This is a genomic window from Herbiconiux sp., assembly GCF_023264895.1.
In the GTDB taxonomy this organism is placed as follows: Bacteria; Actinomycetota; Actinomycetes; order Actinomycetales; family Microbacteriaceae; genus Herbiconiux.
The window spans coordinates 16,194-35,147 of the sequence record NZ_JAHFUY010000044.1; the positions used below are offsets into that span (position 1 = coordinate 16,194).

The 18,954-nt window shown below is 70.2% G+C and carries 19 protein-coding genes; 17 read left to right on the forward strand and 2 right to left on the reverse strand.

Annotation, left to right across the window (positions count from 1 at the left end; genetic code table 11):
- Positions 1–55: 55 nt before the first annotated feature.
- From Q0D57_RS09875 to Q0D57_RS09925, 11 genes are all read left to right on the forward strand, one after another.
- The gene (locus tag Q0D57_RS09875; protein WP_291042405.1) at positions 56–1,087 is read left to right on the forward strand and encodes a PhnD/SsuA/transferrin family substrate-binding protein; all 1,032 of its coding nucleotides are present in this window, start codon (positions 56–58) and stop codon (positions 1,085–1,087) included.
- Complete coding sequence (locus tag Q0D57_RS09880) at positions 1,084–1,959, forward strand: ABC transporter permease (protein ID WP_291042410.1); 876 nt, start codon at positions 1,084–1,086, stop codon at positions 1,957–1,959. Before Q0D57_RS09875 ends, Q0D57_RS09880 begins: the two co-directional genes overlap by 4 nt.
- A complete protein-coding gene (locus Q0D57_RS09885) occupies positions 1,956–2,738 on the forward strand; it encodes an ABC transporter ATP-binding protein (RefSeq protein ID WP_291042412.1) in 783 nt (260 codons plus the stop codon). Before Q0D57_RS09880 ends, Q0D57_RS09885 begins: the two co-directional genes overlap by 4 nt.
- The gene (locus tag Q0D57_RS09890; RefSeq protein WP_291042415.1) at positions 2,735–3,268 is read left to right on the forward strand and encodes a cupin domain-containing protein; all 534 of its coding nucleotides are present in this window, start codon (positions 2,735–2,737) and stop codon (positions 3,266–3,268) included. The genes Q0D57_RS09885 and Q0D57_RS09890 overlap by 4 nt, the downstream gene beginning before the upstream one ends.
- Positions 3,269–3,279: 11 nt before the next feature.
- Positions 3,280–3,699 carry a nuclear transport factor 2 family protein gene (locus tag Q0D57_RS09895; RefSeq protein WP_291042418.1) on the forward strand — a complete coding sequence of 140 codons (420 nt, stop codon included), beginning with the start codon at positions 3,280–3,282 and terminating at the stop codon, positions 3,697–3,699.
- A gap of 28 nt (positions 3,700–3,727) precedes the next feature.
- Positions 3,728–4,975, forward strand: a complete 1,248-nt coding sequence (locus Q0D57_RS09900; protein ID WP_291042421.1) for a hypothetical protein — start codon at positions 3,728–3,730, stop codon at positions 4,973–4,975.
- A gap of 14 nt (positions 4,976–4,989) precedes the next feature.
- Entirely contained in the window at positions 4,990–6,285 is a 1,296-nt protein-coding gene (locus Q0D57_RS09905) for a carboxylesterase family protein (protein WP_291042423.1), read from the forward strand.
- 103 nt (positions 6,286–6,388) lie between these two features.
- Positions 6,389–7,708 carry an AMP-binding protein gene (locus Q0D57_RS09910; RefSeq protein WP_291042426.1) on the forward strand — a complete coding sequence of 440 codons (1,320 nt, stop codon included), beginning with the start codon at positions 6,389–6,391 and terminating at the stop codon, positions 7,706–7,708.
- A 65-nt stretch (positions 7,709–7,773) separates the two neighbouring features.
- Positions 7,774–7,977 carry a DUF6052 family protein gene (locus Q0D57_RS09915; protein ID WP_259529245.1) on the forward strand — a complete coding sequence of 68 codons (204 nt, stop codon included), beginning with the start codon at positions 7,774–7,776 and terminating at the stop codon, positions 7,975–7,977.
- A gap of 2 nt (positions 7,978–7,979) precedes the next feature.
- Positions 7,980–8,885 (forward strand): fumarylacetoacetate hydrolase family protein, encoded by a 906-nt coding sequence (locus Q0D57_RS09920; protein ID WP_291042429.1) that lies wholly within the window; start codon positions 7,980–7,982, stop codon positions 8,883–8,885.
- A gap of 43 nt (positions 8,886–8,928) precedes the next feature.
- Entirely contained in the window at positions 8,929–9,420 is a 492-nt protein-coding gene (locus Q0D57_RS09925; protein WP_291042431.1) for a VOC family protein, read from the forward strand.
- A 95-nt stretch (positions 9,421–9,515) separates the two neighbouring features.
- On the opposite strand, the gene Q0D57_RS09930 is transcribed toward Q0D57_RS09925, so the two are convergent.
- Together Q0D57_RS09930 and Q0D57_RS09935 are read right to left on the reverse strand one after the other, a co-directional pair.
- Positions 9,516–11,144 carry a thiamine pyrophosphate-binding protein gene (locus tag Q0D57_RS09930; protein ID WP_291042433.1) on the reverse strand — a complete coding sequence of 543 codons (1,629 nt, stop codon included), beginning with the start codon at positions 11,142–11,144 and terminating at the stop codon, positions 9,516–9,518.
- A 3-nt stretch (positions 11,145–11,147) separates the two neighbouring features.
- The gene (locus tag Q0D57_RS09935) at positions 11,148–11,930 is read right to left on the reverse strand and encodes a cyclase family protein (RefSeq protein ID WP_259529255.1); all 783 of its coding nucleotides are present in this window, start codon (positions 11,928–11,930) and stop codon (positions 11,148–11,150) included.
- Positions 11,931–12,112: 182 nt separating this feature from the next.
- On the opposite strand from Q0D57_RS09935, the gene Q0D57_RS09940 reads away from it, so the two are divergent.
- The 6 genes from Q0D57_RS09940 to Q0D57_RS09965 form a co-directional block, all read left to right on the forward strand.
- A complete protein-coding gene (locus tag Q0D57_RS09940; RefSeq protein ID WP_291042435.1) occupies positions 12,113–13,327 on the forward strand; it encodes an ABC transporter substrate-binding protein in 1,215 nt (404 codons plus the stop codon).
- On the forward strand, positions 13,320–14,117 hold the full coding sequence (locus tag Q0D57_RS09945) for an ABC transporter ATP-binding protein (RefSeq protein ID WP_291042438.1): 798 nt from the start codon (positions 13,320–13,322) through the stop codon (positions 14,115–14,117). Before Q0D57_RS09940 ends, Q0D57_RS09945 begins: the two co-directional genes overlap by 8 nt.
- A gap of 10 nt (positions 14,118–14,127) precedes the next feature.
- Entirely contained in the window at positions 14,128–14,895 is a 768-nt protein-coding gene (locus tag Q0D57_RS09950) for an ABC transporter ATP-binding protein (protein ID WP_291042444.1), read from the forward strand.
- Positions 14,892–15,776 carry a branched-chain amino acid ABC transporter permease gene (locus tag Q0D57_RS09955; protein ID WP_291042457.1) on the forward strand — a complete coding sequence of 295 codons (885 nt, stop codon included), beginning with the start codon at positions 14,892–14,894 and terminating at the stop codon, positions 15,774–15,776. Before Q0D57_RS09950 ends, Q0D57_RS09955 begins: the two co-directional genes overlap by 4 nt.
- Positions 15,773–16,852, forward strand: coding sequence for a branched-chain amino acid ABC transporter permease (locus Q0D57_RS09960; RefSeq protein WP_291042460.1), 1,080 nt, complete (start codon positions 15,773–15,775; stop codon positions 16,850–16,852). The genes Q0D57_RS09955 and Q0D57_RS09960 overlap by 4 nt, the downstream gene beginning before the upstream one ends.
- A gap of 83 nt (positions 16,853–16,935) precedes the next feature.
- On the forward strand, positions 16,936–18,954 hold a 2,019-nt coding region (locus tag Q0D57_RS09965; RefSeq protein WP_291042463.1), incomplete at its 3' end, for an FAD-dependent monooxygenase.

Sequence of the window (18,954 nt, forward strand, 5' to 3'; positions counted from 1 at the left end):
ACCCGTCCCTCCCCATCCCGATCCACTCGCAGCACGACGAAGCAAAGGACGCACCATGAGAAACCGCAGACCGGCCGCAGTCGCCGCCGTCCTGGCCACCGCCACCGCCGTGGCCGTCGCCCTGACCGGCTGTGCCACGTCGTCGACCGCCACCCCCGACTCCACGGGCTCGGCCGAGGGCGACGCCCAGACCGTCACGGTCGGCATCGACATCCCGTTCCACCCGCTCTACGCCTACCTCACCGCCAAGAGCGACGAGATCTTCGCCGATTCCGGCTACGACATCGACTTCGAGGTGCTCGACGCCACGACCCTCGTGCCGAGCTTCGGCCGCGGCGACATCGACATCGTCACGACCGTTCCCTCGTTCCAGCCCCGGATCAAGGACCAGTACGGCATCGACACCCAGTTCTTCTACCCGATGGCCCGCTGGACCCCGGGCTCCGAGCTCTACGTCGCCGGCGACTCCGACATCCAGTCGATCGAGGACCTCGCGGGCAAGAAGGTCGCCATCCCGCCGCTCGCCACTCGCTTCGGTGCCGAGGAGGCCGCGGTGCTCGCCACCACGGGTGAGACCATCCAGGACTACTTCGAGCTCACCGAGACCGACGCCGCCGCGCAGGAGCTCACCCTCGGCCGTGCCGACGCCGCGTTCATCGAGGCTCCCGCCACCGCCCCGCTGATCGAGGCAGGCTTCCGTCCGGTCTACAACGTGCAGGAGGCCTTCGAGGAGGAGTTCGGCGACCCGGCGGTGCTGAGCGGCGGGTTCATCGCGAGCAACGAGTTCGCCGAGGCCAACCCCGAGGTGATCGATCTCATCGTGCAGGCGACTCAGGATGTCTGGACCCAGTTCCAGGAGGACCCCGACTCGGTGCTCACCGTCGCGAGCGACGAGACCGGCATCCCGGTCGAGCAGCTCGAGCTCGTCTCGCAGATCCTCAACCTCGCCGAGATGCCCGACGACCAGAAGATCGTCTCCGAGACCGACGTGGCCACCTGGAGCGCGATCTTCCCACTGCTCGTCGAGGCCGGCTTCCTCACCGAGGAGCCCGAGGACCCGGCATCGATGTTCATCGTCACGGAATGAGTGTCGTGACGAGCCCCGCCCCCACCGTCGGTGCACCGGCTGCCACGTCGGCCGGTGCACCCGGGGCCCCGGCCGCCGCCGGCGCCTCCACTCCGTCCGCGCCCGTTCGCCGGCGCGGGGGCTGGAAGCGCCCCGCCCGCGTGATCCTGAGCGTCATCGTGATCTTCGCGGTCTGGGCGATCGCCTCCACCCAGTTCCCGTCGTACATCCTGCCCTCGCCGCTGGATGTCTGGGACCAGTTCCTCAGCGCCGTCGGCCGGGGGGTCTGGGTCGAGGAGATTCTCGCCACCGTGCAGCACCTGCTCGCCGCCTTCGGTCTGGTGATCGTGATCGGACTGCCGCTCGGCATCCTGATCGGCCGCTCGAAGATCGCCGAGGACCTCGCCCGGGTGCCGATGATCTTCCTGCAGACCGTGCCCACGATCGTGCTGATCGCCCTCGCCCTCGTGATCATGGGCGTGAGCGACACCGCGGTGATCGGGGTGACGGTGGCCGGCTCGATCAGCTACTTCCTCATCAACGTCATTCAGGGAACGCGCTCGATCGATCCCGACCTCACCGAGATGAGCCGGGCCTACCAGGCCTCGGAGGGCTCGATCATGCGCTCGGTCGTGCTGCCCTCGGTGGTCCCCTACCTCCTGGCGGGAGCCCGGATCACGCTCGGCGTGGCCTGGCAGATCACGCTCTTCTCGGAGTACCTGATGGGCACCGCGGGCGTGGGCTTCCAGGTCAACACCTCCATCAAGCTCCTCGACACCGCGGCGGTGTTCATGTGGGGCCTCTCCATCGTCGCGCTCACGCTGCTGGTGGAGTACGGCATCTTCCGGCCGGTGGAGCGACTGCTCACCCGCCACGTGAAAGGACGATCATGACGATCACGGCCGATACCGGAGCGGCGACGGCGGCGCCCATGGTGGGCTTCCGCGGGGTGGGCAAGACCTACCCCAAGCAGGCCCTGCCGGTGCTCGAGGGCATCGACCTCGAGCTCCGCGAGGGCGAGGTGGTGGCCCTCATCGGCCCCTCCGGCTGCGGCAAGTCGACCCTGCTCAACATCCTCGCCGGGCTCACCGACGTCTCGACCGGCACCGTCGACCTCGCGCGGTCGGATCTCCGGAGTGCCTACGTGTTCCAGAACCCGCGGCTGCTGCCGTGGCGCACGGTGCTGAAGAACGTGGAGTTCGCCCTCGAGCAGATCGGCGTGCCGGCCGAGGAGCGCCGCCGGCGCGCCCTCGCGGCCCTCGAGACGGTGCACCTCGGCGAGCACGTCGACAAGTTCCCGAACCAGCTGAGCGGCGGCATGCAGCAGCGCGCCGCCCTCGCCAGGGGCATCGCGATCGAGCCCACCCTGCTGCTGCTCGACGAGCCGCTCGGGGCGCTCGACGCGCTCACCCGCAGCTACCTGCAGGAGGAGCTCCTCCGCATCATCGCGGAGCTGAAGACCACGACCCTCCTCGTGACCCACGACATCGACGAGGCCATCCTGCTCGCCGACCGCGTGGTGGTGCTCTCCAGCCGGCCCGCGCGCATCCGGGAGATCTTCGAGGTGCCGTTCGGCGCCGCACGGTCGCTCGACACGATCATCGGCGACCCGCGCTTCGGCGCCCTCCGGCACGAGATCCGCGAGCTGCTGCGACCGGAGGTGGCGGCATGAGCGAAACCGCCCAGACCCCACCGAGCCCGCGGACCGCGGCGGGCGAGGTCGTTATCGTCCGCGACACCGAGCGTGAGTCGCTCTGGTTCCTCGGTGACCTCGTCGAGATCATCGTCGACGGCTCGAAGACCGGCGGCCGCCTCACGGTGGCCATGCACCACGCCCGCCCGAGCTCACAGCCGCCGCTGCACGAGCACGACGCCGAGGACGAGATCTTCTTCATCCTCGAGGGCGAGATCACCTACTGGGCGCAGGGCATCACGGCGACCCTCGGCGCGGGCGACTTCATCCTGCTGCCGAAGGACGTGCCGCACAGCTTCCAGGTCTCGCCCGACCGGGAGGCGCGCTGGCTCGTCATCCTCGCCCCCTCGGGCTTCGAGGACTTTCTGCGCGAGGCCTCCGACCCGGCCGGGCACCGCGGGCTGCCGGCGGACTTCACGATGACCCCCGCGATCGAGTCGCGCCTCATGACCGCGGCCGCGACGGCGGGGATCACCATCCTCGGCCCTCCCGGCACCCGCCCGTCCTGACAGGAGAACCCATGTCCAACCTCCCCCTCGTCGAGCGCTTCTGGGCGGCCAACGCCACGGGCGACGTCGACACCCTGAAGGCCGTGCTCGCTCCGGATGTCGAGTGGACGGTCGTCGGCCGCACCGTTCCCATCGCGAAGACCTACCACGGCCAGGACGAGTTCTTCGGCGAGCTCATCGCCACCCTCATCGCCTCGTTCACGCCCGGCACCGTGCAGATGACGGTCACCGGCATGTTCGAGGACCTCGAGCGCTCCACCGTCGTCACGCAGGTGCACGAGCGGGCCGAGTCCGTCACGGGCGCGACCTTCGACAACGACATCGTGACCGTCATGACCATCGCCGACGGCCGGATCGTGGCCGCCGCCGAGTACATGGACCTCCTCGAGGTCTCCCGCAGCATCCCTGCGCCCACCGAAGCCCTCCAGTAGCACTACCCACATAAGAGGAGTCAGCACCATGGAAAGCACCGCAACCCTCGAGGCCCCCGCCGCACCCACGCCCGCAGCACCCACGCCCGCCGAGAGCGTCGCGACCACGGCGGAGATCGTGCGCCGCATCCACGAGATCGGCCCGACCCTCCGCGCAAACTGGGCCGCCGGCGAGGCCGGCCGCTGCCTGCCGGCCGAGTCGATCGCCGCCATCCAGTCGACCGGAGCCTTCGACATCGCACGCCTCGCCCGCTACGGCGGCTACGAGGGTGGCGCCCTCATGCTCGCCGAGGTCGCCCGCACCCTCGCCTACTACTGCGCTGCGTCCGGCTGGGTCACAGTCATCTCGAACGGCTCGGTCATGCTCACCAACCGTTTCGAGGACTCCGTGGTCGACGAGGTCTTCGGCTCGGGCGAGACCGTGAAGATGGCCTCGATCTTCGTGAGCCCGCACGGCTTCGCGAAGGGCGAGGGCGGCGGCTACCGGGTGGCGGGGGAGTGGCCGTACTCCTCGAACGTCAACGACTCCGACTGGGCCATCGGCATCCTCCCCGTGCAGCGTGAAGGTGCCCCCGAGGGCGAGACCGAGATCGGCTTCGCCCTCATGAAGCGCGGCGAGTACACCGTCAAGGACACCTGGCACACCGTCGGCATGCGCGCCACGGGCAGCAACACGATCGTGGCGGAGGACGTCTGGATCCCCGCCGACCGCATCTGCTTCTACGAGCGCCTGATGGGGGAGGACTTCGAGACGGATGCCTCGGCGCCGCTCGGCCGCCGGCTCACCCCCATGGCCACCATGGCCACCACCATCTCGGCGCCGATCGTGGGCGCCGCCCAGGCCGCGCTCGACATCGTGGCCGCGAACGCGAAGAAGAGGGGTGTGGCGAACACGACCTACGCGAAGCAGAACGAGTCGGGTGCGTTCGTGAAGGATCTCGGCGAGGCGGCGATGAAGATCGACACCTCCATCCTGCATCTCACCCGCGCGGCCGAGCTCATCGACCGCACCGCGCAGGGCACCGTGCCGCTCACCTCCGAGCAGCGTGCGAAGATCCGCGGAGACGCCGGGCACTCGGGCCGCAGCACGGTCGAGGCCATGAACGAGCTGATGTGGCTGGCCGGCTCGTCGGCGTTCGCCGCGTCGAGCCCCCTCGAGAAGCTGTGGCGCGACGTCAACACGGGCGCCCGGCACGGCGCCGTGGCGGCTCCGATGAGCTACGAGGTGTTCGCCGACGGGCTCGTGGGCGCCGACTACATCGTCCCCGTGCTCTGACGCGGCCCGGTCGAGTGAACCGCGTCATCGCGTCGTTCGGGCTGCGCTACGCCGAGCTCCCGGGCGGGGAGCGGTTCGCCGCCCCCGTCCGGGCTCGCGGCCCGGCAGGAGATCGGGACCGCGTGCGGCGCCTCGTCGACGTGCCCGTGTTCCCGCAGCTGCCGAGCCGGCTCTCGGCGGCGATGGGCACCGAGCTCGAGCGCAACCCGCAGTCCGAAGACGCCTTCCTCCTCAACGTGTGGGCGCCGGAGGGCGCCCGCGACCTCCCGGTGCTCGTCTACCTGCACGGCGGGGCGTGGGCGACGGGCGGCGGATCGGCGGCCTGGTACGACGGATCGGTGCTCGCGGCCCGCGGCATCGTGGTGGTCACCGTCAACTACCGGGTGGGCCCCCTCGCACACCTGCAGCCGGGCGACACCGAGGTGCTGCACAACCGCCCGGTGGAGGATCTGCTGCTCGCCCTCGACTGGGTGCAGGAGAACATCTCCTCCTACGGCGGCGACCCGCTCGAGGTGACGGTGGCCGGCCACTCCGCGGGCGGCTGGTACGGGCACGCGCTGAGCGTGCATCCGGCCGCCAGAGGGCTGCTCCGACGGGTGGCCCACCTCAGCATGGGCACCGAGCCCGGGCGCTCGCCGGAGCTCGCCCGCGCCATCACGGCGAGGGTGCAGGAGCTCACGGGGGATGCGTCGCTGCAGCGGGTGCCCCTCGACCAGCTGCTCGCGGCGGGCCGTGCGGCGCTCGCCGTCGACCGGCCGCTGGGGGAGCTCCCGCGCTCGTACCTCCCGGCGGAGGGCGAGTTCGCGGCACCCGACCTGTTCGACCCGCAGGTCGCGGCGGCGAGCTGTCACGCGGAGGCCGTGTACCTCCGCACCACGGCCGACGAGACGGGGATCTTCAGCTTCGCCGACCCGGCCGATCGCGCCGTGACCGATGCGCAGGTCGACGGCCTCGCGGACCAGTGGGGTGCCCCGCCGCCCGCCGGTGCCACGCCCTACGAGCGCCTCGTCTCCCTCACCACCCGGCGCCACTTCTCGGGGTTCGCCGGGGAGCTCGCCGCCGCCCACGCCGCCCTCGCCCGCCCCGTGCAGCTCGAGCTGTTCGAGGAGCGCAGCCCGCTCGAGGGCCTCGGCTCCGCCCACTGCTTCGACCTGCCCTTCCAGTTCGGCAACCGGCCGCTCTGGGGAGACGCCCCGATGCTCGAGGGCGTGCACCCCGTGCGCTTCGCCGAGGTCTCGGCCCACTGGGTGCAGAACCTGGCCGACTTCGTCTCCGGACATCCGGTGCCGAAAAAATCCATTCCGCACTAGTGACGATCGTAACTGCAATGTAATCTGGCCGAAACGAACGATGCCTACTGTCGATGGAGTACCCGCTCCATCACGCCGGAATCGAACGAAAGGTGATTCGCTGATGAATGACAGCCCGTACTGGAACCCGAAGACGGAGACGATGTCGAGGGACGACCTGCGCGCCCTCCAGTTCGTGAAGTTCAAGCGGGTGGTGGAATGGGCCGAAGCACGCAGCGTCTTCTACCAGAAGTCGTTCCAGCGGGCCGGGTTCGACTCCTCGCAGCTGAACAGCTGGGACGACTACGACCGCGTGCCCTTCCTCACCCGTGAGGAGTGGATGCGCAGCCAGAACGACTTCCCGCCCTACGGCGAGCTGCCGGTGGCCGGCCACGAGAACGCCATCCGCTTCCACACCACGAGCGGCACCTCGGGCAAGACCCCGCTGCGGGCGCTCGACAGCCGCAAGGACTGGTCGTGGTCGGCCGAGATGTGGTCGTACGCGCTCTGGGGCATGGGGGTCCGCCCGAACGACATCGGCTACGTGGCCTTCGGCTACGGCACCTTCATCGGCTTCTGGGGCCTGCACAACGGCCTCGAGAAGCTCGGCGCCACCACGATCCCCGGCGGCGCGCAGCCCACGCCGACCCGCGTGAAGCAGATCATCGACTACGACGTCACCGTCGTGGCCTCCACCCCCACCTACGCCCTTCGGCTCGCGCAGGAGGCCGAGAGCCTCGGCATCGACCTCAAGAACTCCAAGGTGAGCCGGATCGTGCTCTCGGGCGAGCCGATCCCGCCGAAGACCAAGGAGCTGATCGAGGAGCTCTGGGGCGCCAAGTCGTTCGACACGGCCGGCATGACCGAGATCTCCACCATCTTCATGTTCGAGCCGGAGGACCAGCCGGGCGGCACCCACATCATCGAGGACCAGTTCGTGGAGCGGGTGATCGACCCCGAGACGGGCATCGAGCTGCCGTACGGCGAGCGGGGCGAGCGGATCACGACGTCGTTCGGCCGCAGCATGATCCCCCTCATCAAGTACCGCACCTCCGACCTCGTGGTGAAGGTGCCGCACACCACCACGTCGAACGGGCGCACCTGGGACCTCTACCAGGGCGGCATCCTCGGCCGGGTCGACGACATGAAGCTCGTGCGCGGCACGAACGTCTACCCCCGCGCCGTCGAGGCCATCGTGCGGGCGTTCCCCGTGATCGACGAGTTCCAGGTGAAGATCACCCGGGAGGGCATCCGCGACGAGATCACGCTGCTCGCCGAGCCCGTGCCCTCGGTGACGGATGCGGAGTGGGTCGAGCTCATCGCGAAGCTCGGCACCGAGCTGGCCGACGGCCACGAGGGCCTGCGCTTCATCATCGAGCGCGCGCCCGAGAACACCCTCCCCCGCTTCGAACTGAAGGCCAAGCGCCTCCAGGACCTGCGCTGAAGCGCCCGACCCGCATCGCCGACACCAGGCAAGACGACACACACCAGACGCAAGGAGCTGACGACATGGCCGTTGACCTCATCGGCAACGAACTGACCGCCAAGGAGCAGCAGCTGCTCGACGCCTACGAGAGCCTCAAGGCCCTCGAGGCCGGCGGCGGGCTCGCCCCGAGCACCGAATCGAACGTGCGCGTGGCCCTCGCGGCGCTCGGCGTGGCGGTGGGCGATCTCGCGCTCTGCTACGAGCACCTCACCGACAGCAGCTGCTGAGGATGCGGCTCGCACGCATCGCGCTCGGCGGCTCCGGATCGACCGGAGCCTCACGCACGGCCGTGGTGGAGGGCGAGCAGCTGCTCGTGCTGCCCGCCGACGCCCCCACGATCGACGACCTCGTGCGGCTCGGCCTCGCAGCCGCGCTCGCCGCGGTCGAGGAGCTGCTGCCGGCGGCCGAGACGGTGGCGCTCGCCGACGCCGTGCTGCTCGCCCCGCTCGCGCGCTTCAACCGCGACATCCTCTGCACGGGCTGGAACTACACCGACCACTTCTACGAGTCGCTCGGCAAGCGCGCGGGCCAGGGGCCGGACGAGATGCCCGAGCACCCCACGTTCTTCACCAAGGGGCCCGGCGTCGTGATCGGGCCGGGCGATCCGATCGCCTTCGACGCCGCGCTCTCGGCGAAGTGGGACTACGAGGCCGAGGTGGCGCTCGTCATCGGCACCCGCGGGCGCTCGCTCCGCGCCGAGACCGCCGCCGACCACGTGTTCGGCTACTTCGTCGCCAACGACGTCTCGCAGCGCGATCTGCAGCGCCAGCACGGCGGGCAGTGGCTGAAGGGCAAGTCGGTCGACGGCACGATGCCGATCGGCCCGTGGATCACGACGGCCGACGAGGTCGACCTCGACGCCCTGCACCTCTCGCTCACGATCAACGGCGAGCTGCGGCAGAACTCCTCCGCCACCGCGATGGCGTTCCCCGTGCCCGTGCTGCTCGAGGAGCTCAGCCGCGGCATGACCCTCGAGGCCGGCGACGTGCTGCTCACGGGCACGCCGAGCGGCATCGGCAGCGCCCGCGAGCCCGCGGTGTTCCTCGCCGACGGCGACGAGATCGTCACCCGCGTCGACGGCCTCGGCGAGCTCCGCAACCGTGTGACGGCGACGGATCTGACCTCACCCGCCTAGACCAGCAAGCCCCTGGCATCCGCCCCCAAGGAAACGAGACACCATGGCCACGCCTCCCCCCGCCACCGCCTTCAGCCACGCCGGAGTCACCGTGCCCGACCTCGAGGCCGCCATCGACTGGTACCGCGACACGCTCGGCTACTACCTGCTGGCCGGCCCGCTCGAGGTGCTCGAGGACGACAGCCCCCTCGGCATCGCGGCCGCGAACATCTACGGCGTGGGCTTCACGAGCTTCCGCTTCGCTCACCTCTGCGGCGCCGACGGAGCGGGGCTCGAGCTCTTCACCTTCGCCTCGCCCGCCACCGTGGCGCCCGAGGACAACTTCGAGTTCTGGAAGACGGGCATCAACCACATCTCGCTCACGGCCGTCGACTTCGAGGGCGTGAGCGACCGGATCGTGGCCGCCGGCGGCCGTGCTCGTTCTGCGACGGTGGTCATCGACCCGGCGAAGAACTACCGCATCCAGTACATGGAGGACCCCTGGGGCACGGTGGTGGAGCTCTGCTCCCACCCCTACACCCAGATGTGGGCCTGACCCCCCTCTACCCCCCCACCCACCTCTGCCGAGACGTCGAAATCCACGCCAAACCGCAGGTTTTGGCGTGGATTTCGACGTTTCGGCAGAGGGAGCTAGTGGCCCTTGAAGGCCTCGTGGAGCCACCAGGAGCCGCCGTCGGAGGCGATCTTGGCGTCGATCACGAGGGGGGCCGTGGGGGAGGACGCGAGCCAGTCGGTCACGCCCGCCAGGTCGGCGGGGCTCCGGACCGTGAGGGCCGCGGCCCCGTAGCCGCGCGCGATCGAGGCGATGTCGGTCTCCGGGAACGTGACGGTCGAGAGATCCGTGCCCTCGCCGAAGTGGTGCACCTCCGCGCCGTAGGCGGCGTCGTTGTAGACGACCACCACGAGCGGCAGCCCGATCCGCACGGCCGTCTCGAGCTCCGAGATGGCCATCAGGAACCCGCCGTCGCCCGTGCCGAGCACCGGCAGCCGCGAGGGCTGCGCGAGCGCTGCGCCGATGGCGGTGGCGAGCCCGAGGCCGATCGACTGGAAGGCCTGCGTGAAGCAGAAGCCCCGCTCGTCCGGCACCGCGAGGTAGGCGCTCGGGTAGCCCATGAAGTTGCCCGAGTCGATCGACACGATCCGCTCCGCCGGCAGCAGCCGGTCGAGCTCCTTCGAGAGCTCGCGCGGGTCGATCGCCGTGGCGGTCGACACATCCGGCGTCTCCTCGTCGTTCCAGCGCACCGAGCCCTCGAGCGGCGCCGAGCGGTAGCCGGCGCCCTCGCGCGGCGACGCCTCGAGCGCCGCGAGCACGTCGACGGCGGTGAGGGCCGAGTCGCCCACCACGCCGAGGTCGATCGGGCGGTTGGCGCCGAGGGCCCGGCCCTCGATATCCACCTGCACGACGGTCGCGTCGGGGCCGATGAGGTGGCCGTGCCGCATGGTCCACATGTTGAGCGCGCAGCCCCAGCCCACCACGAGGTCGGCGGAGGAGATGAGCTCGGCCGTGCGGGGAGACGAGAAGCCGCCCGAGATGCCGAGCGCGAACGGCTGGCCCTGGAAGAGTCCGTTGGCCACGGCCGAGGTGGCCAGAAGGGCTCCGGATGCCTCGGCGAGGGCCACGAGCTCGGGCCCCGCACCGCGGGCTCCGCGGCCGGCCACGAACACCGGGCGGGAGGCGGCGCGGATGGCGGCGGCGAGCTCCTCGACGGCGGCGGCCGACGGGCGGATGGGGGTGTCGGCCAGCACCGAGAGGTCGTCCGGCAGCTCAGGGGCCGCGGCGGCCTGCACGTCGAGGGGCAGGCTGATCACGACGGTGCGGCGCTCGTTGACGGCCGTGCGGTAGGCCCGCACGACATCCGCGAGGGCCGTGCCCGCCGAGTGCACGCGCTCGGCGACGGCGCCGAGGCTGCGAGCGAGCGCATCCTGATCGATCTTGAAGTTCGAGGTGACCGAACCGTTCGCCACGTCGGCCGTGAGCACGATCATGGGCGTGCGGCTCTTGGCCGCCTCGCCGATGCCCGTGGCCGCGTTGGTGAGGCCGCAGCCCTGGTGCGTGGTGAGCACGGCGGGCAGGTCGCTCATGCGGGAGAAGGCGTCGGCCATGGTGGCCGCACCGCCCTCGTGCCTGGCCGTGGTGACCGGCACGCCGGCGGCGGCGAGGGCGTTGGTGACCTCGAAGTTGCCACTGCCGACCACGGTGAAGACGTGGCCGACACCGAGCCGGCCGAGGGCGGTGCCGACGAGTTCTGCGACGTTCACGACTCAGGCGCCGGTGATCGCGAACACGCGGGTGGGGCTGCCCGTGCCGCCGACGATCGGCAGGGGGCTGACCACGATCATGGCGCCGGTGGCGGGAAGGTCGCCGAGGTTCTGCAGCGACGTGAGCCCGTACTTGTCGGCGCCGAGCAGGTAGTAGTGGGCCGGGAACGCGGGGTCCATGCCACCGGCCGAGCCGGCGTCGATGCCCACGGTCTCCACGCCGAAGCCCGAGATCGGGCGCTCCTCGGCGAGCCACTGGGCGCAGGCGGCCGAGATGCCCGGGGTGTGCGGGCCGTTCTCGTCGGCGTTGAGGAACGCATCCTGGTCGTCCGAGAACTTCTCCCAGCCGGTGCGGAGGAGGAGCCAGCTGTTCGCGGGGAGCTCGCCGTGCTCGGCCTCCCAGGCGAGGATGTCGTCGACCTCGAGCAGGAAGTCGGCGTCGGCCTCGACCTCGGCGGTCTTGTCGATCACGCAGGCCGGGCCGATCAGGCGCTCGGGCAGGATCTCGGAGACGTCGAGCCCCTCGCGGCCCGAGGCCCAGTGCACCGGGGCGTCGATGTGCGTGCCGATGTGCTCGCCGGTGTGGATGTTGTGGTGCTTCCAGTACGGGCCGGGCTCGTTGTAGGCGCTGACCTCTTCGAGGCTGAAGTCGATCAGATTGGCGAACGGATCCGGCAGGCGGAGGGTCGGGGTGGTGCTGCTCAGCCTGTTCGTCAGGTCGACGACCTTCAGTGAGCCTCCGGTGATCCCGGAGAGGAATTCTGCGATGACATTCGATCCGCTCACGATTCTCCAATCAGATGTGTGTCCCGACTCTAGCGCCCACCGTTCGAATCTGGCACCCTCAACTAACGATCGTCATGCGGCTGTAATTCTCCGGAAACGAAAGCACCGTAGCTTGAGTCACCAGAAGGCACCGCATACCACCGCACAGCAACGCACCCGTATCCCTATCCCGGAGGTCCGTCATGAAACCCATCGTCGCCCGAAGCGGAGCCGCTGTCGCGGTCGCCGCGTCGTTCGTGCTCCTCGCCGGCTGCGTCAGCAGCGCCCCGGCCGAGTCCGACTCCACCTCGTCCGCCGCCGGTGAGGGCGGGGGCCTCACCATCGGCGTCGTGATGGCCGAGACCGGCTTCATGTCGCCCTTCGACATCCCCGCGCTCAACACCATCAAGATGGAGGTCGACGCGGTCAACGAGGCCGGCGGCATCGACGGTGCTCCCATCGAGCTCAACATCGTCGACACCGGCTCCGACCTCGACCAGTACGCCTCGGCGGCCCAGCAGGTCATCGACGCCGGCGCCGACGTCATCGTCGTGACCTGCGACTACGACGTCGCGAGCCCCGCATCCCTCGTGGCCGAGGCCGCGGGCATCCTCAACATCGCCCCGTGCGTGGGCGACACCATCTACGGCCCCGCCGGTGGCCTCGAGCTCGGTTTCTCGATGGGCAACGGCACCCCCGGCGAGTCGTCGGTGATGGCCGAGTTCGCCTTCGCCGAGGGCTGGAAGAACGCGGTGTTCCTCACCGACACCTCGATCAAGTACACCGTCGGCCAGTGCGACGTGGCCCAGAAGCGCTTCGAGGAGCTCGGCGGCACCACCGTCGGCACCTACGACTACGTGCAGGGCGAGTCGATCGTCGAGACCGTCTCCCAGATCACCGCGGGCACCGCGCCCGACGTGGTGTTCAACTGCGGCTACAGCCCGGGCGGCGCCCAGGCGGCCAAGGACCTCCGTGACAACGGCGTGACCGCCCCGATCGTCTCGGGCTTCGGCATGGACGGCACCTTCTGGCTCGACTCGGTTCCCGGGCTGAGCGACTACTACACCGTGACCTACTCCTCGATCATGGGCGACGACCCCAACGCCGCGGTCAACGAACTGGCCGACGGCTACGAGGCCGAGTACGGTGAGCGCCCGAGCGTGGGCAGCTTCGTGACCGGCACCTCGACCGTGCAGGCGCTCGTCGCGGCTTACGAGACCGCCGGTTCGTGGGACGGCAAGGCCCTCGCCGACGCGTTCCTCGCCTTCGACGGCGAAGACCTCCTGGTGGGGCCGACGACCTTCACCGACGAGCTGCACATCAACGTCGAGCGCCCTCAGCGCGTGATGAAGATCACCGGCGGCGAGCTCGCGTTCCTCGAGGAGCGGGCGCCCGAGAAGGTCGTCTTCGTTGACTGACAGCTCCACCCCGCAGGGGTCGCCCTCTTCGCAGCCAGGGCCTTCGGGCACCCTGTCCGCGGAGGGGGTGACCCGGCACTTCGCCGGGGTCAAGGCCCTGAGCGACGTGCACCTCGAGGTGCCGGCCGGGCGCATCACGGGCCTGATCGGCCCGAACGGCGCCGGCAAGTCGACCCTCGTGAACATCCTGAGCGGCTACGACCGGCCCGACGAGGGCCGGGTGCTCCTCGGCGGTGTCGACCGCACCCGGGAGCGCTCCTACCGGCGCACCCGCCGCGGGGTCGCGCGCACCTTCCAGCACGGTCATATCTTCAAGGAGCAGACCATCCTCGAGAACGTGCAGCTCGGCGCCCTGGGCGTCGGCCGCAGCTCCCGGGCCGCCCGGCGGGAGGCGATCGAGATCCTCGACCGCTTCGACCTGCTCGAGCACGCCGGCGAGAGCGCCGCGCACCTCCCGCACGGCGTCGAGCGCCGGCTCGGGGTGGCCAGGGCCCTCGCCACCCGCCCCACCCACCTGCTGCTCGACGAACCCGCCGCCGGGCTCAACGACGGCGAGATGGAGCTATTCAAGAGCGCCATCCGCTCGGTCGTCGACGATCTCGACGTGGGCGTGCTGCTGATCGACCACAACATGCGGCTGATCTTCGGCGCCTGCGACCACATCCACGTGCTCGCCGCGGGCGCCAACGTGGTCGACGGACCGCCCGAGACCGTGCGCGCCGACCCGCGCCTCGCCGAGTCGTACCTCGGCAGCATGGCCGCCACGATCGCGGGAGGCGACGATGCCTGAATACCCGACGATGCCTGAATCCCCTGAGAACGCTGCGACGTCGTCCGCACGCCCCGAGCCCATCCTCGACGTGCAGAACCTCACGGTCGCCTACGGCGGCGTCACCGCGGTGGCGGGCGTCACGTTCCACGTCGGCCCCGGCGAGCTCGTGGGCATCATCGGCCCGAACGGCGCCGGCAAGTCCTCCACCCTGCTCGCCCTCGCGGGGGCCGTGCGCGGCAAGGCGGATCGGCTGACCTTCGAGGGCACCTCCCTCCTCGGCCGGAAGCCCGAGCAGATCGCCCGCTCGGGCTTCGCGCTCGTGCCCGAGGGGCACCACATCTTCGGCGCCCTCTCGGTGAGCGACAACCTCCGCCTCGGTGAGGTCGCCCGGCACGGCAAGGGGCGCGGGAAGGAGGGGCTGGCTGCCACCCGTGAGTGGGTGCTCGAGCTCTTCCCCATCCTGCGCGAGTTCCTCGGCCGGCCCGCCGGCCTCCTCTCCGGCGGCCAGCAGCAGCAGCTCGCCATCGCGCGCGCCCTGCTCTCGGAACCCCGGCTGCTCGTGCTCGACGAGCCCTCGCTCGGGCTCTCGCCCACCGCGATCGACACCGTCTTCGAGGCCATCGCCGCGGTGCAGCGGGCCGGCACGGCCGTGCTGCTCGTGGAGCAGCGCGCGCAGCAGACCGTGGCCGCCGCGGCCCGCACCCATGTCCTCGGCGAAGGCAGGATCACGATGACCCTCGGCCCCGCCGACGCCACCGACGCCGAACTCCTCGCGAAGGCCTATCTCGGATCATGACCTCCTTCCTCCAGGCTCTCATCGACGCCACCTCCGCGGGCGCCGTCTACGCGCTCGCGGCGCTCGGCATCGGCCTCGTCTTCGGCGTGCTGCGGCTCGCGAACTTCGCCTACGGCGAGATCATCACCGCCTCCGCCTACACGCTCATCATCGTCTGGCCGATCAACCCGGTGCTCGCCGTGCTGGGCGCGGCCGTCGTGGGCGTCGCCGTCGCGCTCCTCATGAACTACGCCGTGTTCTCCTGGCTGCGCTCGCAGTCGGCGGCCACGCTGCTCATCGCGAGCTTCGGCCTCAGCATCCTGCTGCAGCGCATCTACGAGGGCATCTTCGGCGCCAACGTGCTCTCGGCCTCCGTGGCGAGCGGGCTCTCGACCTCCGTGAACCTCGGCGGCGTGCGGCTCAACCTGCTCTCGGTGGTCACGATCGTGCTCGCCGCCGTGCTCCTCGTGGGCGTGCAGCTCTTCCTCACCCGCACGAGCATCGGGCTGCAGGTGCAGGCCGCGTCGGCCGACTTCCGGATCGCGCGCCTGCTCGGCGTCCGCTCCGGTCTCGTGATCGCCGTCACCTTCGCCATCAGCGGCTTCATCGCCGCGGCCGTCGCCTTCGTGCTCACCGTGCAGTCGGGAACCGTGGGGCCCTCGTTCGGCGTGCAGCCCACGCTCTTCGGGCTCATCGGCGCCGTGATCGGCGGCCTCCGCAACCTCCGCGGCGCGGTCGTCGGCGGCTTCGTGGTGGGTGTCGCGCTCTCGCTCCTCACCAGCTGGCTGCCGCCGGAGATCAACCCCTTCCGCACGGCCTTCGTCTACCTCCTCGTCATCGCCGTGCTCGTGCTGCGGCCGAACGGCCTGTTCTCCGCAGGCGCCGGAAAGGTGCGCACATGATGCGTCGCGACCGCAAGGCCCAGGGCCTCGTGCCCGTTCCCGAGTGGGTGGGCGACGCCTGGACGATCGCCGCACCGCTCGGCCTCCTCTACCTCGTCACCGCCGTCGCGAGCGGCGTCTCCTCCTCGGCCAGGGTCGACCTCGGCTACATGCTGGTCAATCTCGTGATCGTGGTGGGCCTGTCGATCTTCGTGAGCAACAGCGGCGTGCTCTCGTTCGGGCACCTCGCCTTCGTGGCGATCGGTGCGTGGACGATGTCGCTCCTCACCATCCCCGTCAACATGAAGGACTCGATCATGCCGGAGCTCCTGCCGGTGCTCCGCGACGCGTCGCTGCCGCCCCTCGTGGCGGTGCTGGTGGCCGCGGTCGTCGGCGGCGTCGTGGCGCTCCTCGCCGGGGCCGCACTCATGCGGCTGCACGGGCTCGAGGCCGGCATCGCGACCTTCGCGCTGCTCATGCTCGTGGTGCAGGTGCTCACCTACTCGACCGCGCTCGGACCCCGATCCGGTCAGTCGATGGTGGGCATCCCGCAGTCCCTCGACCTGCAGAGCATGCTCGTGATCGCGCTCCTCATGGTGGTCGTGGCCTGGTTCTACAGCCGCTCCCGCAGCGCTCGACTGCTCCGCGCCTCCCGCGACGACATCACCGCGGCACCCGCCTCGGGCATCCACGTGACCAAGCACCGGATCATCGCGTTCGCGATCTCGGGAGCCGTCGCCGCGGTCGGCGGAGCGCTCTGGGCGCAGACGAACCGGGTGGTGCAGGCGTCGCAGTTCAACCTCGACTTCACCTTCACCACGATCGCGATGCTCGTGATCGGCGGCATGTTCTCGCTCTGGGGAGCCGTCGTGGGCGTGATCGTCGTATCGGTGCTCAACCACGTGCTCGGGCTCCTGGAGTCGGGCCTCCAGCTCGGCGGCGTGATCGTGTCGCTGCCCTCGGGCAGCCGGCTGATCATCGTGGGCCTCGTGCTGATCGTCGTACTGATCCTCCGCCCGGGCGGTCTGACCGGCGGACGAGAGGCGAGGTGGCCGCTCCGGCCGAAGCTCGCCCTGGGACTCTCCCGCAATTCCTAATTCGCAATTCTTGACGATCGTCACTTCAGAGTAATATAGAACTCGTATCCCACTCGCTTCGACGGAACGGAAAGCACCCCACGATGAAAATCGCATGCATCGGTGGAGGCCCCGGCGGCCTGTACAGCGCCATCCTGCTCAAGCTCGCCGATCCCGCCCACGAGGTGACGGTCTACGAGCGCAACGCGGTCGACGAGACCTTCGGCTTCGGGGTCGTGTTCTCGGAGGAGACCCTCGACGGCCTCCGCACGGCCGACCCGGTGAGCTTCGAGCGGATCGAGAAGCTCTGGCGCAAGTGGAGCGCCATGGACGTCGACTTCCTCGGCTACGAGGAGCGCAGCGACGGACACGCCTTCGCGGCCCTCGCCCGCAAGGACCTGCTGATGGTGCTCGCCGACCGCGCCGCCGAGCTCGGCGTCGAGCTCGTGCACAACACGGATGCGCCGCTCGCCGAGGAGCTGCGGCTCACCCACGACCTCGTGATCGCCTCCGACGGCGTCAACAGCCGCACCCGGGAGACCTACGCGGCCGAGTTCGGCGAGAAGGTCGAGGTGCGACCCTTCAAGTACGCCTGGTTCGGCACCGACCGGCCGGTGGACTGCTTCACCTTCGTGTTCGTCGACACGCCCTACGGCATGTTCTGGGCGCACATCTACCCCTTCGGCGAGAACGGGTCGACCTTCCTCGTCGAGACCGACCCCGAGACCTGGCAGCGCGCGGGCCTCGACGCCTCGGTGCGGGTGCCCGGCCAGACCGACCAGACGGCGCTGGCGTTCTGCGAGGAGATCTTCGCCGACTACCTGCAGGGACACGCGCTGCAGGGCAACAACTCCAACTGGCTGAACTTCCGTGACGTCACGAACGAGCGCTGGCACACCGGCAACGTCGTGATCATCGGAGACGCCGCGCACACCGCCCACTTCTCCATCGGCTCCGGCACCAAGCAGGCGCTCGAGGACGCGGTGGCGCTCGTGGGCGCGGTCGCCGGTGAGCCCACCGTCGAAGACGCGCTGCTGCGCTACGAGGAGATCCGCCGGCCCGTCGCCGCCTCGCTCCGGCGCTCGGCCATGACGAGCCTCGAGTGGTTCGAGAGCATCCACCGCTACACCGTGCTGCCGCCCGCGCAGTTCGTGTTCCAGCTGCTCACCCGCAGCCAGCGCATCACGTACGACAACCTGCGCGTGCGCGATCCGCTCTACATGGCCCGTGTCGACGACTGGTTCGCCGAGGACCAGGCCGCCCGCGGCACCGGCGCACCCTCGGGCACGCCGCCCATGTTCTACCCCTACAGGCTGCGCGACCTCGAGCTGAAGAACCGCGTGGTGGTCTCGCCCACCGCGCAGTACTCGGCCGTCGACGGCGTGCCGACCGACTGGCACCTCGTGCACCTCGGCTCCCGCGCCGTGGGCGGCGCCGGGCTCGTCTTCACCGAGATGACCTGCGTGTCGCCCGAGGGCCGCATCACCCCCGGCTGCCCCGGCATCTGGGACGACGAGCAGGAGCAGGCGTGGGCGCGGGTCGTCGACTTCGTGCACTCCAACAGCTCGGCCGCCATCGGGCTGCAGATCGGCCACTCGGGCCGGAAGGGCAGCACCAAGCTCATGTGGGAGGGCATGGACGAGGCGCTCGACGAGGGCAACTGGCCCATCGTCGCTCCGTCGCCCATCCCGTACCTGGCCCACGGGCAGGTGCCGCACGAGCTCACCGAGGCCGAGATCGCGGGCATCGTGGAGGAGCACGTGCAGGCGGCCCTCCGCGGCGCCCGGGCGGGCTTCGACATCCTCGAGCTGCACTTCGCGCACGGGTACCTCGTGTCGAGCTTCCTCTCGCCGCTGTCGAACCAGCGCACCGACGGCTACGGCGGCGACGCCGAGGGCCGCAGCCGGATCGCGATCGAGATCTTCGACGCCGTGCGCGCCGTGTGGCCCGAGTCGAAGCCGATCAGCGTGCGCATCAGCGCCACCGAGTGGGTCGACGGCGGATTCTCCGGCGACGACGCGGTGGAGCTGTCACGCGTGCTCAAGGAGCACGGCTGCGACATCATCGACGTCTCGACCGGGCAGACCAGCACCGAGGCCAAGCCCAACTACGGCCGGCTCTAC